At 54.8% G+C, this 12,790-nt stretch carries 13 protein-coding genes; 12 read left to right on the top strand and 1 reads right to left on the bottom strand.

The features are described from left to right. The first annotated feature begins 266 nt into the window (after positions 1-266). The 8 genes from acpP (at position 267) to ptsG (ending at position 7,950) form a co-directional block, all read left to right on the top strand. Positions 267-503, top strand: coding sequence for an acyl carrier protein (gene acpP, locus F384_RS05425; protein ID WP_000103754.1), 237 nt, complete (start codon positions 267-269; stop codon positions 501-503). Between the two features lie 86 nt (positions 504-589). Then, a complete protein-coding gene (gene fabF / locus F384_RS05430; RefSeq protein WP_046479559.1) occupies positions 590-1,831 on the top strand; it encodes a beta-ketoacyl-ACP synthase II in 1,242 nt (413 codons plus the stop codon). Between the two features lie 118 nt (positions 1,832-1,949). Continuing rightward, positions 1,950-2,759 carry an aminodeoxychorismate lyase gene (pabC, locus tag F384_RS05435; RefSeq protein ID WP_046479561.1) on the top strand — a complete coding sequence of 270 codons (810 nt, stop codon included), beginning with the start codon at positions 1,950-1,952 and terminating at the stop codon, positions 2,757-2,759. A 2-nt stretch (positions 2,760-2,761) separates the two neighbouring features. Beyond that, positions 2,762-3,784 (top strand): cell division protein YceG, encoded by a 1,023-nt coding sequence (yceG, locus tag F384_RS05440; protein WP_046479562.1) that lies wholly within the window; start codon positions 2,762-2,764, stop codon positions 3,782-3,784. Next, the gene (gene tmk / locus F384_RS05445) at positions 3,774-4,415 is read left to right on the top strand and encodes a dTMP kinase (RefSeq protein ID WP_046479564.1); all 642 of its coding nucleotides are present in this window, start codon (positions 3,774-3,776) and stop codon (positions 4,413-4,415) included. Before yceG ends, tmk begins: the two co-directional genes overlap by 11 nt. After that, on the top strand, positions 4,412-5,416 hold the full coding sequence (holB, locus tag F384_RS05450; protein WP_046479566.1) for a DNA polymerase III subunit delta': 1,005 nt from the start codon (positions 4,412-4,414) through the stop codon (positions 5,414-5,416). Before tmk ends, holB begins: the two co-directional genes overlap by 4 nt. 10 nt (positions 5,417-5,426) lie before the next feature. Next, positions 5,427-6,224: a metal-dependent hydrolase gene (locus F384_RS05455; RefSeq protein ID WP_046479567.1), complete on the top strand. Its 798-nt coding sequence runs from the start codon at positions 5,427-5,429 to the stop codon at positions 6,222-6,224. Positions 6,225-6,516: 292 nt separating this feature from the next. Next, positions 6,517-7,950 carry a PTS glucose transporter subunit IIBC gene (gene ptsG / locus F384_RS05460; RefSeq protein ID WP_042319612.1) on the top strand — a complete coding sequence of 478 codons (1,434 nt, stop codon included), beginning with the start codon at positions 6,517-6,519 and terminating at the stop codon, positions 7,948-7,950. 94 nt (positions 7,951-8,044) lie between these two features. Here the strand turns inward: ptsG and fhuE are convergent, their stop codons facing one another. After that, a complete protein-coding gene (gene fhuE / locus F384_RS05465) occupies positions 8,045-10,240 on the bottom strand; it encodes a ferric-rhodotorulic acid/ferric-coprogen receptor FhuE (RefSeq protein WP_046479569.1) in 2,196 nt (731 codons plus the stop codon). A 351-nt stretch (positions 10,241-10,591) separates the two neighbouring features. Between fhuE and hinT the strand changes: the two genes are divergently transcribed. Genes hinT through thiK form a run of 4 tightly spaced genes read left to right on the top strand, consistent with a single transcriptional unit; the run spans position 10,592 to position 12,788 of the window. Further along, positions 10,592-10,951 carry a purine nucleoside phosphoramidase gene (gene hinT / locus F384_RS05470; RefSeq protein WP_046479571.1) on the top strand — a complete coding sequence of 120 codons (360 nt, stop codon included), beginning with the start codon at positions 10,592-10,594 and terminating at the stop codon, positions 10,949-10,951. A gap of 2 nt (positions 10,952-10,953) precedes the next feature. Continuing rightward, positions 10,954-11,328: a YcfL family protein gene (locus tag F384_RS05475; protein WP_046479573.1), complete on the top strand. Its 375-nt coding sequence runs from the start codon at positions 10,954-10,956 to the stop codon at positions 11,326-11,328. Positions 11,329-11,350: 22 nt separating this feature from the next. Continuing rightward, positions 11,351-11,983, top strand: coding sequence for a penicillin-binding protein activator LpoB (gene lpoB, locus F384_RS05480; RefSeq protein WP_046479574.1), 633 nt, complete (start codon positions 11,351-11,353; stop codon positions 11,981-11,983). Then, positions 11,964-12,788 (top strand): thiamine kinase, encoded by an 825-nt coding sequence (gene thiK / locus F384_RS05485; protein ID WP_046479576.1) that lies wholly within the window; start codon positions 11,964-11,966, stop codon positions 12,786-12,788. The genes lpoB and thiK overlap by 20 nt, the downstream gene beginning before the upstream one ends. The last annotated feature ends 2 nt before the right edge of the window (positions 12,789-12,790 follow it).

Here is a 12,790-nt window from a genome sequence, read left to right on the forward strand (position 1 = left end):
GCAAAATCATCCAAATTGCATCAAGGCGGCAAGACCGAAAAGCCTGCGAGCATAGATGACTATGTGACCAGGCATTGAGGACGCAGCCAACACAGAGACAATTTGAAGGGTGACGCGTAGAAAAATATTTGCGTTATTATAGGTCTTGGCCTCAAAATAACGTAAAATCGTGGTAAGACCTGCCGGGATTTAGTTGCAAATTTTTCAACATTTTATACACTACGAAAACCATCGCGAAAGCGAGTTTTGATAGGAAATTTAAGAGTATGAGCACTATCGAAGAACGCGTTAAGAAAATTATCGGCGAACAGCTGGGCGTTAAGCAGGAAGAAGTTACCAACAATGCTTCTTTCGTTGAAGACCTGGGCGCAGATTCTCTTGACACCGTTGAGCTGGTAATGGCTCTGGAAGAAGAGTTTGATACTGAGATTCCGGACGAAGAAGCTGAGAAAATCACCACCGTTCAGGCTGCCATTGATTACATCAACGGCCACCAGGCGTAAGTGAACATCTCCAGGCGGTCATTCGACCGCCTGAGTTTTATCTTTTTGTCCCACTTGAATCAATTATCCCTCCCTGGAGGACAACCGTGTCTAAGCGTCGTGTAGTTGTGACCGGACTGGGCATGTTGTCTCCTGTCGGCAATACCGTAGAGTCTACCTGGAAAGCTCTCCTTGCCGGTCAGAGTGGCATCAGCCTGATCGACCATTTCGATACTAGCGCCTATGCAACGAAATTTGCTGGCTTAGTAAAGGATTTTAACTGTGATGACATTATCTCGCGCAAAGAACAGCGCAAGATGGATGCCTTCATTCAATATGGAATTGTTGCAGGCTGGCAGGCCATGCAGGATTCTGGCCTTGAAGTAACGGAAGAGAACGCATCCCGTATTGGCGCCGCTATCGGCTCTGGTATTGGCGGTCTCGGACTGATTGAAGAAAACCATAGTTCTCTGGTGAACGGTGGACCGCGTAAAATCAGCCCATTCTTCGTTCCGTCGACGATTGTTAACATGGTGGCCGGTCACCTGACCATCATGTATGGCCTGCGTGGGCCAAGCATCTCTATCGCGACCGCCTGCACCTCAGGCGTACATAACATCGGTCAGGCCGCGCGTATCATTGCATACGGCGATGCGGACGCGATGGTCGCGGGTGGTGCTGAAAAAGCCAGTACGCCTCTGGGCGTAGGCGGCTTTGGCGCAGCGCGTGCGCTGTCTACCCGCAATGAAAACCCGCAAGCAGCCAGCCGCCCGTGGGACAAAGAGCGCGATGGCTTTGTACTGGGTGACGGTGCGGGCATGGTGGTACTGGAAGAGTACGAGCATGCAAAAGCGCGCGGTGCAAAAATTTATGCTGAAGTCGTTGGCTTCGGGATGAGCAGTGACGCTTACCACATGACGTCACCGCCGGAAAACGGTGCAGGCGCTGCCCTGGCGATGGTCAACGCGCTGCGTGATGCGGCGATCGAACCTGGCCAGATTGGCTACGTTAACGCCCACGGAACATCCACGCCGGCTGGCGATAAAGCGGAAGCGCAGGCGGTTAAAACGGTCTTTGGCGATGCGGCAAGCCGCGTGATGGTGAGTTCCACCAAATCCATGACCGGTCACCTGCTGGGTGCAGCGGGCGCGGTAGAGTCGATTTACTCTATCCTGGCGCTGCGCGATCAGGCTGTTCCGCCGACCATCAACCTGGATAACCCGGATGAAGGTTGCGATCTGGACTTCGTTCCTCACGAAGCGCGTCAGGTCAGCGGAATGGAGTACACGCTGTGTAACTCCTTCGGTTTCGGTGGAACCAACGGTTCATTGATCTTTAAAAAGGTCTGACCGCCGTTCTGCTTCCAGGCAAAAAGGTCCGCTTGTCGGACCTTTTTTATTGCGTGTTCTTCCCTTGTCCTGCGCCATCCATCCTGCGACACTAACGAGCCACGCATAAGGAGCCACCATGTTCTTGATCAATGGCCGTGAACAGGATTCTCTCCCCGCAAGCGATCGCGCTATCCAGTTTGGCGACGGTTGTTTTACCACTGCGCGCATTCTCGACGGCACGGTTTCGCTGCTGGCGGCGCATCTTCGGCGTTTGCAGGTGGCCTGCGCGACATTGCGGATCGTCTTTGATGACTGGGACGCGCTCGAGCGGGAAATGACTACGCTGGCCGCAGGCCATTCGCGCGCGGTTCTGAAGGTGATCATCAGTCGTGGCAGTGGGGGACGTGGATACAGCGGCGCGCATTGTCATGACAGCACCCGCATTCTCTCCGTCTTTGCGTATCCACAACATTATGACCGCTGGCGCGAACAAGGGATCTCGCTCACCTTAAGCCCGGTTCGTCTGGGGCGCAATCCTCTGCTCGCCGGTATTAAGCACCTGAACCGTCTCGAACAGGTGCTAATCCGCTCTCATCTTGAGCAAACGGACGCCGACGAGGCGCTGGTTCTTGACAGTGAGGGCTGGGTTACGGAATGCTGTGCGGCTAATTTATTCTGGCGAAAAGACAATGTGGTCTACACGCCGCGCCTCGATCAGGCGGGTGTGAACGGTATTATGCGACAATTCTGTATCCGGAAACTGGCACAATCGTCTTTTCAGGTTGTCGAAATGAATGCCCGTGAAGACGCGCTGCGCCATGCCGATGAAATGGTGGTCTGTAATGCGCTGATGCCGATCGTACCCGTTCGGGCTTATGGCGCTAACATGTTGTCTTCTCGTGCATTATTTGAGTTTCTGGCCCCACTGTGTGAGCATCCGAATTAGTCATGAAAAAATTGTTTCGTGTTGTCCTTTTACTGGTTGTTGTATTAGGCATTGCCGCAGGGGCGGGAATGTGGAAAGTTCGCCATCTGGCGGACAGTAAAATCCTGATTACAGAAGAGACCATTTTTACCCTCAAACCGGGAACCGGGCGTCTGGCCCTGGGCGAACAACTGTATGCGGATCGGGTCATTAATCGTCCCCGCGTGTTTCAGTGGCTGCTACGGGTCGAACCGGATCTTTCCCACTTTAAGGCGGGAACCTATCGTTTAACGCCGGGCATGAGCGTGCGCGAGATGCTGCAACTGCTGGAAAGCGGGAAAGAGGCACAGTTCCCGCTGCGACTGGTGGAAGGCATGCGGTTAAGTGACTATCTCAAGCAACTGCGAGACGCGCCGTACATCAAACACACTCTGAGCGATGACCGCTACGAAACCGTCGCAAAAGCGCTGGGCCTTGAGAATACAGAGGGGCTGGAAGGTTGGTTCTGGCCCGATACCTGGATGTATACCGCCAACACCGCAGACATTGCTTTGCTCAAGCGCGCGCATCAAAAGATGGTGAAGGCGGTTGACCGCGTCTGGGAAGAGCGTGCGGAAGGCCTGCCTTATAAAGATCAAAATCAACTGGTAACGATGGCCTCAATCATTGAGAAAGAGACGGCCATTGCCAGCGAGCGCGATCAGGTCGCCTCCGTCTTTATTAACCGCCTGCGCGTCGGGATGCGTCTGCAAACCGATCCTACCGTGATCTATGGGATGGGGGAGCGTTATAATGGCAAGATCTCGCGCGCGGACCTGGAAACGCCAACGGCCTATAATACCTACACGATCACCGGACTCCCGCCGGGACCGATTGCGATGCCGGGTGAAGGCTCTCTAAAAGCGGCGGCACATCCGGCTAAAACACCGTATCTCTATTTTGTGGCCGACGGTAAAGGCGGTCATACTTTTAATACTAATCTTGCCAGCCATAACCGGTCAGTGCAGGACTACCTGAAAGTGCTTAAGGAAAAAAATGCGCAGTAATTATATCGTCATCGAGGGGCTGGAAGGCGCCGGAAAAACGACCGCAAAAAATGTTGTGGTTGAGACGCTTGAACAACTCGGTATTCGCGACATGGTTTTTACCCGCGAGCCGGGCGGTACACAGCTGGCAGAAAAACTGCGTAGCCTGGTGCTGGACATCCGTTCGGTCGGTGACGAAACCATTACCGTAAAGGCCGAAGTGCTGATGTTCTACGCCGCACGCGTGCAACTGGTTGAAACGGTAATCAAACCTGCGCTCGCAGAAGGTAAATGGGTGATTGGCGACCGTCACGACCTGTCCACACAGGCGTATCAGGGCGGGGGGCGCGGGGTCGATCAGCAGATGCTGGCGACGCTGCGCGATGCCGTGCTGGGGGACTTCCGCCCGGATCTAACGCTTTACCTGGACGTCACGCCAGAGGTGGGGCTGAAACGCGCCCGTGCCCGTGGTGAACTGGACCGTATCGAACAGGAATCGTTTGACTTCTTCAACCGCACCCGTGCCCGTTATCTGGCGCTCGCCGCCCAGGACGCCAGCATCCGGACGATTGATGCGACACAGCCGCTGGACACCGTGATGAACAATATCCGTACCACCATCACCGAGTGGGTGAAGGAGCAGGGCGAATGAAATGGTATCCATGGTTACGACCTGACTTCGAAAAACTGGTAGCGAGCTATCAGGCGGGAAGGGGTCACCATGCGCTACTGATTCAGGCTTTACCGGGGATGGGCGACGACGCCTTGATCTATGCGTTGAGCCGTTATCTGCTGTGTCAGCAACCGGATGGACACAAAAGCTGCGGTCACTGCCGTGGCTGCCAGTTGATGCAGGCAGGCACGCATCCGGACTACTATTCACTGCTCCCGGAAAAAGGGAAAAGTACGCTGGGCATTGATGCGGTACGTGAGGTCAGTGAAAAACTGTATGAGCGTGCGCGACTGGGCGGAGCAAAAGTGGTCTGGATCCCGGATGCGGCGCTGATGACAGAGGCCGCCGCCAATGCGTTGCTCAAAACGCTGGAAGAACCCCCCACACAAACCTGGTTCTTTCTCGCCAGTCGAGAACCTGCGCGGTTGCTGGCGACACTGCGTAGCCGGTGCCGTTTACACCACCTCGCGCCACCGGCGGAACAGTACGCGGTATCATGGCTTGCACGAGAAGTGACAGCGTCACAAGACGCGTTATTGACCGCGCTGCGCCTGAGCGCCGGTTCTCCGGGAGCGGCGCTGACGCTACTGGGTTCCGAAAGCTGGTCCCAGCGTGACGCACTGTGTCAGGCGCTGGCAAGCAGTATTCCTGCGGGTGACTGGTATTCATTATTGACGGTACTGAATCACGAACAGGCGCCAGCCAGACTGCACTGGCTGGCGACGTTAATGATGGATGCGCTGAAACGCCAGCACGGGGCCACCGCGATGACCAACGCGGATGCCGGACAACTGATCGCCACGATTGCCGGTCAACTGTCCCAGAGGCGTATTCAGGCAATCCTTAACGCCATCTGCCATTGTCGCGAACAACTGCTTAACGTTACCGGAATAAACCGTGAACTGGTGTTAACCGATCTTCTTCTGCAAATCGAACATTATCTGCAACCAGGCACCGTGTTGCCTGTTCCTCACCTGTAAGAGAGACATTATGTTTTTAGTCGACTCGCACTGCCATCTTGATGGCCTGGATTATCAATCTCTGCATAAGGATGTGGACGACGTGCTGGCGAAAGCGGCCGCGCGTGATGTCAAATTCTGTCTGGCGGTGGCAACGACGCTGCCGGGATACCGCGCCATGCGGGAGCTGGTCGGCCAGCGCGATAACGTCGTTTTCTCCTGCGGCGTGCATCCGCTCAATCAGGACGAACCGTATGACGTGGAAGAACTGCGTCATCTGGCGGCTGATGAAGGCGTGGTGGCGATGGGGGAGACGGGGCTGGACTATTTTTACACCCCTGAGACAAAAGTGCGCCAACAGGAGTCGTTCATTCATCATATTCAGATCGGTCGTGAACTGAACAAGCCGGTGATCGTCCACACGCGCGATGCCCGCGTCGATACGCTGGCGATTCTTCGCCACGAAAACGTGACGGATTGTGGCGGCGTACTACACTGTTTTACTGAAGACAGAGAAACGGCGGGTAAATTACTGGATCTGGGCTTTTATATCTCCTTTTCCGGCATTGTGACCTTCCGCAATGCTGAACAGTTACGTGACGCCGCGCGGTATGTGCCGCTGGATCGCCTGCTGGTGGAGACGGATTCCCCATATCTTGCGCCGGTGCCGCATCGGGGGAAAGAGAACCAGCCTGCGATGGTCCGCGACGTGGCGGAATACATGGCTGTATTGAAAGGTGTAGCCGTTGAAGAACTGGCGCAGATAACCACCGATAACTTTTCCCGCCTGTTCCATATCAACGCTTCCCGCCTGCAGTCAGCCTCGTAATCGAGTTTTTTTAAAGCTCGTAATTAATAATTAAAGCGAGTAAAGTTCACCGCCACAAAGTGGGCGGTGAATGAGCGATCTGACACATTCTGATACCTTTTTTGGCAAAATGTGCAACTTGACGCGCTATCCAGAGTTGAAACGTGATAGCCGTCAAACTATATTTCGCTGATTTATTTTACTCTGTGTAATAAATAAAGGGCACTTAGATGCCCTGTCCACGGCGGGGCTCTCCCCCCTCGCCAATGCGTGTGAACGTAGAAAGCACAAATACTCAGGAGCACTCTCAATTATGTTTAAGAATGCATTTGCTAACCTGCAAAAGGTCGGTAAATCGCTGATGCTGCCGGTATCCGTATTGCCTATCGCAGGTATCCTGCTGGGCGTCGGTTCCGCAAACTTCAGCTGGCTGCCAGCCGTTGTATCGCACGTGATGGCAGAAGCCGGCGGTTCTGTTTTTGCAAACATGCCGCTGATTTTCGCTATTGGTGTCGCGCTTGGCTTTACCAACAACGATGGCGTTTCGGCTCTGGCTTCGGTTGTCGCCTATGGCATCATGGTGAAAACCATGGCTGTGGTCGCGCCGCTGGTTCTGCATTTACCTGCTGAAGAAATCGCAGCAAAACACCTTGCGGATACGGGTGTACTCGGGGGGATTATCTCCGGTGCGATTGCAGCGTACATGTTTAACCGCTTCTACCGTATCAAGCTGCCTGAGTATCTGGGCTTCTTTGCTGGTAAGCGCTTCGTGCCGATCATTTCTGGTCTGGCGGCGATCTTTACCGGTGTGGTCCTGTCCTTCATTTGGCCGCCGATCGGTACTGCTATCCAGACGTTCTCTCAGTGGGCTGCTTATCAGAACCCGGTCGTGGCGTTCGGTATTTACGGCTTCATTGAACGCTGCCTGGTACCGTTTGGTCTGCACCACATCTGGAACGTTCCTTTCCAGATGCAGATTGGCGAATACACCAACGCGGCAGGTCAGGTCTTCCACGGCGATATTCCTCGTTACATGGCGGGCGACCCGACTGCGGGCATGTTGTCTGGCGGCTTCCTGTTCAAAATGTATGGTCTGCCGGCTGCTGCCATTGCTATCTGGCACTCGGCTAAACCAGAAAACCGCGCCAAAGTGGGCGGTATCATGATCTCCGCAGCGCTGACCTCGTTCCTGACCGGTATCACCGAGCCGATCGAGTTCTCCTTCATGTTCGTTGCGCCGATCCTGTACGTTATCCACGCGATTCTCGCTGGCCTGGCGTTCCCGATCTGTATCCTGCTGGGTATGCGTGACGGCACGTCGTTCTCACACGGTCTGATCGACTTTATCGTACTGTCCGGTAACAGCAGCAAGCTGTGGCTGTTCCCGATTGTCGGTGCGGGCTATGCGATTGTTTACTACACCATCTTCCGCGTGCTGATCAAAGCACTGGATCTGAAGACTCCGGGTCGCGAAGATAACACCGATGACGCAAAAGCGGGTGCGACCAGTGAAATGGCGCCTGCGCTGATTGCGGCGTTTGGTGGTAAAGAAAACATCACTAACCTGGATGCGTGCATTACCCGTCTGCGTGTCAGCGTGGCTGACGTGGCGAAAGTGGATCAGGCTGGCCTGAAGAAACTGGGTGCCGCAGGTGTGGTGGTTGCAGGTTCCGGTGTTCAGGCGATTTTCGGTACGAAGTCCGATAACCTGAAAACTGAGATGGATGAATACATCCGTAACAGCTAAGACCGAATAAGTTGGGGAGAACTAAGGCAGCCAAATGGCTGCCTTTTTTACATCCTTGAACGCCTGATAGTGCTGCGCTTTTCGGGCTGGGAGATCAGAACTGATAGTTTGCGGTGATGCTCACGTTGCGCGGTTCACCATAAACAATCGACCCTTCGACGTTGGTGTCGTAGGTTTTATCGAACAGGTTGTTGACGTTACCCTGCACAGAGAAGTTTTTGGTCACCTGGTAGCGGGTGAACAGATCCACCAGCGCGTAACTGCCTTGTTCAGCGCGGAAGGTGCCGTACGCCGTCGCGGTATCGGTGTATACGCGGTTTTGCCAGTTCACGCCACCGCCCACGGTCAGGTCGGGCATCACCGGCAGACGGTAGCTGGTGAACAGCTTGACGCTGGTACGCGGCAGATTCGGATTGACGGCGTTGCCTTCATTGTCTTCTGCAACGTAACGCGTTGCGCCAAAGGTCATCTGCCAGTTATCGGTAATCGCTCCGTTGACTTCGAATTCAACCCCTTTGCTGACGGTTCCGTTCGCTGTTTTATACGCGACTTCGCCATTGCTACCCGGAATCGGTGAACCGGTCGACTGGGCAACGTTATCCTGCTCAATGCGGAACACGGCGAGGGTGGTGGTCAGTCGGCTGTTCATCCAGTCGGACTTCAGACCTACCTCATAGTTGTTGCCGGTTATCGGTGCGAGGTATTTCCCGCTGCGGTCACGTTTGTTCTGCGGCTGGAAGATGGAGGTGTAGCTGGCGTAAGTTGACCAGTTATCATTGATGTCGTAAACCAGACCGGCATACGGCGTGGTGTGGTTTTTCTCCATGCTGTAGCTCAGCGTGTCGACACGCCAGTTGGTGTAGCGCGCGCCGAGGATCAGGTGCAGCGGGTCAGCCAGTGAAATGCGCGTCGCGGCGTACAGCGACTTCATGTGCGTGGTATCGTCCTGGGCCAGCGACTGTGGCGTCCAGTCGGTTTGCGGGAAGTTGCCATTGAAGTTATTGAAACTGCCGATCTCATCCGGGAAGACGTTAGCCCAGGAGCTGAAATAACGGTTGTTCTGCTTGCTGTAGCTGCCGCCAAACATCAGGTTGTGCTGGCGACCGAACAGGTCATAGCCGCCGTCGGCAAAGAGATCCAGCGCATCAACCTTACGTTTGCCGCTGTTCCAGCCCGTGCCGCCAACGTAGTCATAGCCCGGTCCGTAGCTACTGTAAGGACCGACCAGCATGCCATCAGCCTTATTCACGTACGCATCGACATACATCGTTTTACTGTCGAATTTGATTTCCGAGTGGGTCGCATTCATCGTCGCCTGCCAGGTGTCGGCAAAACGTTGTTTGAGTGTGACAAAGACTTTGTTGATCTCTTTATCGTTATACGCCCAGTCTGGCGCGGTGCTGCGGGCGCGGTCATAGCTGTTTTTGCTGCCGTCGGTATTCCAGCGCGGCAGGCCACCCCAGGTTGGGCTGTCCACTTTGATCTTCTGATATTCATAGCCGGCGGCAAGGCTGGTGGTTTCACCCAGATCGGCATCAATAATGCCCGAGAAGAAGTTTTTCTCGCTGTGATAGCGATCGAGCCAGGAGTCGTTGTCCTGATAACCCGCCACAATACGCGCGCGTACATTACCGTCATCGGTGAGCGGGCTTTGCAGATCCATTACGTAGCGCTGCTTGTTCCAACTGCCATATTCCGCCGATACGTCGCCTTTGAACTCACGGCTGGTGGCGTGTTTGCGGATCATATTGATGGAGGCAGACGGGTTGCCCGTACCAGTCATCAGGCCGTTTGCGCCGCGCACCACTTCCACGCGCTCATAGAGCGCCATATCGGTCAGGGCGTCACCCAGATTCCAGCGGGATTCAAAATAGGTCGGAATACCGTCGACCATATAGTTGTCAATCTGGAAACCACGCGAGAAGTAGCTGACACGATCCGAGTCTGCCTGGCTTTTGCTGATCCCCAGCGTACTGTCCATCACATCGCCCAGCGTTTGTAACTGCTGGTCTTCCATGCGTTGCTCGCTGACGATGCTGACCGACTGCGGAATATCGCGCTGGGTCATCATCATTTTGGTTCCGGCGGAGGTGGATTTGACGCTGTAATCGTGCTCGTCGCTGTCCGCTGAGGTCGCAGGCGCAGAACCGTCGACAATGACGGTCTCTTCCGGTGCGGTTGCCGCGAAGCTCATGGATGGCATCAGTGCCATCGCGATGCAGGCTGCCAGCAACGATGGTGTTGCGCCAGCCTGGCGTTGTTCATCCCTGTCGTGTGTTGTGAAAGACATCAGAAAGCCCTTAATAGTGAACGAATCCTGGCTCAGGCCGTAAGAGGTGGCAATGAGCCCCTTTTTATTTTTCTAGCCATTAAATGCGCATGAAAATGCAAATGCGAAATATACGCATTCAAATTCTGTCTGTAAACAGATGTAACTTGCTTTCTGAAATCTTGTTTCACTACTTTTTGGCGCTGGAGAGGGGACAACGGGTTGTAAGTGCGCCACTGTGGCGATTTTTTGCTTAAGAAATCGTGGGTTAAGGTTGAAAGAGCGGGTTTAAGTCGCTAATACTCTATACTCGCAGTGTGCCTCAGCGTAGCATAACATCACGCATGGCTATTTTTAGAAAAGGAAAACGTCGTGGCAGAAGAGACTATATTCAGCAAGATCATTCGTCGTGAAATCCCTTCCGATATCGTTTACCAGGATGATCTGGTAACGGCATTTCGGGATATTTCACCGCAGGCGCCTACTCACATTCTGATCATCCCCAACGTTCTGATCCCGACGGTTAATGACGTGACCGCCGAGCATGAGCAAGCGCTGGGACGGATGATTACCGTTGCGGCAAAAATTGCCGAACAGGAAGGCATTGCCGAAGATGGCTATCGCCTGATCATGAATACCAATCGTCATGGCGGTCAGGAGGTGTATCACATCCACATGCATCTGCTGGGCGGTCGCGCGCTCGGTCCTATGCTCGCACACAAAGGGTTGTGATGATGACCAGAGGATGCATTGCGCTTTCGCTGGGTCTGCTCTTACTTGCCGGGTGTCGTTCTCATCCTGAGATCCCGGTAAGCGACGAGCAGTCGCTAGTGATGGAGTCGACGCTGCTGGCGGCGGGGATCACCGCGCAAGAGCCGACGTTGACCACGTCAGATATTCAGCCCTCTGCATCCTCAACGCTGTATAACGAAAGGCAAGAACCCGTTACCGTTCATTATCGCTTTTACTGGTATGACGCCAGAGGGCTGGAGATGCATCCTCTGGAAGCGCCACGCAGCGTGACGATACCGGCACATTCGTCGGTCACGCTGTATGGCAGCGCCAATTATCTGGGGGCGCACAAAGTCAGACTTTATCTTTATTTGTAAGGGGTGAATCTTGAAGACAAAAATGAGTCGCTACGCATTGATAGCCGCGCTGGCGATGTTCCTGTCCGGTTGTGTGGTGCAACGCGAACCTGCACCGGTTGATGAAGTGAAACCCACGCCGGAACAGCCCGCACAGCCGCAAGAACCTGCTCCGGGGGTACCTTCGGTTCCCACGATCCCAGGACAGCCGGGTCCTATTGAACATGAAGATCAGACTGCGGCACCGGCGCCGCGTATACGTCATTACGACTGGAATAGCGCGATGCAGCCGATGGTGGGCAAAATGCTGCAGGCCGATGGCGTCACGGCGGGGAGCGTACTGCTGGTCGATAGCGTCAATAACCGCACTAACGGTTCGCTGAACGCTGGTGAAGCCACTGAAACGCTGCGTAATGCGCTGGCGAACAATGGCAAATTTACTCTCATCTCCGCGCAGCAACTGTCGCTGGCAAAACAGCAGTTAGGGCTGTCGCCGCAGGACAGTCTGGGAACGCGCAGTAAAGCGATTGGTATTGCCCGTAACGTCGGCGCGCACTATGTGCTGTATTCCAGCGCCTCGGGTAACGTCAACGCGCCATCGCTGCAAATGCAATTAATGCTGGTACAAACTGGCGAGATAATCTGGTCAGGTAAAGGTGCCGTTCAGCAGCAATAACATACCAGGGCGCGACGCGGTGTTGTCGCGCTACTTTCCGCACTATCGTCCCGTCGCCGAAGGCCAGTGTGGTCTTAGCGGCGGGAGTGCGATCATTGAAAGTCCAACCCAGCGGCTGGTTCTTCGCCGTCATCACGATCCCGATGCGCCGCAAGCGCATTTTTTACGCCAGTATCATGCCTTATCACGGTTACCTGAAAGCCTTGCGCCAAAGCCGCGCTTTTACATTCCTGGCTGGATGGCGGTGGACTATATCCCGGGCGAGATAAAATCCGGTCTGCCGGGTGCCGACGAACTGGCGGGCTTACTGTATTATCTTCATCAGCAGCCCCGCTTTGGCTGGCGTATCCATTTGCTGTCGTTGCTGGAGCAATACTGGCAGGGGAGCGATCCGGCACGGCGAACCCCGTACTGGTTAAGCGTGCTGAAACGCCTGCGCAAGCAGGGCGAGCCGCACCCGCTGCGCCTTGCGCCGCTGCATATGGATGTCCATGCCGCCAACATCGTTCACGGCCCGACAGGATTGCGGCTTATCGACTGGGAATATGCAGGCGACGGTGATGTCGCCCTTGAACTGGCGGCGGTGTGGGTGGACGATGTTCAGCAACACCGGCAACTGGTGCAGGCCTATGCCGTCCGCGCGCGCATAGACGGGCAAAAATTATGGCAACAGGTCAGACGCTGGTATCCGTGGATACTGATGCTGAAGGCCGGTTGGTTTGAATACCGCTGGCAACAGACCGGCGAACGACAATTTATCAGTCTGGCCGATGCAACCTGGCGGCAGCTGGCAACGAAGGATTAAGG

Origin of the sequence: Citrobacter amalonaticus Y19 (assembly GCF_000981805.1) — a bacterium.
Lineage (GTDB): Bacteria > Pseudomonadota > Gammaproteobacteria > Enterobacterales > Enterobacteriaceae > Citrobacter_A > Citrobacter_A amalonaticus_C.

Coding starts and splice junctions, on each gene's coding strand:
- pabC (WP_046479561.1), top strand. CDS start 1,950: ATGTTCTTGATCAATGGCCGTGAACAGGATTCTCTCCCCGCAAGCGAT.
- F384_RS05455 (WP_046479567.1), top strand. CDS start 5,427: ATGTTTTTAGTCGACTCGCACTGCCATCTTGATGGCCTGGATTATCAA.
- acpP (WP_000103754.1), top strand. CDS start 267: ATGAGCACTATCGAAGAACGCGTTAAGAAAATTATCGGCGAACAGCTG.
- fhuE (WP_046479569.1), bottom strand. CDS start 10,240: ATGTCTTTCACAACACACGACAGGGATGAACAACGCCAGGCTGGCGCA.
- yceG (WP_046479562.1), top strand. CDS start 2,762: ATGAAAAAATTGTTTCGTGTTGTCCTTTTACTGGTTGTTGTATTAGGC.
- ptsG (WP_042319612.1), top strand. CDS start 6,517: ATGTTTAAGAATGCATTTGCTAACCTGCAAAAGGTCGGTAAATCGCTG.
- tmk (WP_046479564.1), top strand. CDS start 3,774: ATGCGCAGTAATTATATCGTCATCGAGGGGCTGGAAGGCGCCGGAAAA.
- lpoB (WP_046479574.1), top strand. CDS start 11,351: ATGAGTCGCTACGCATTGATAGCCGCGCTGGCGATGTTCCTGTCCGGT.
- F384_RS05475 (WP_046479573.1), top strand. CDS start 10,954: ATGACCAGAGGATGCATTGCGCTTTCGCTGGGTCTGCTCTTACTTGCC.
- holB (WP_046479566.1), top strand. CDS start 4,412: ATGAAATGGTATCCATGGTTACGACCTGACTTCGAAAAACTGGTAGCG.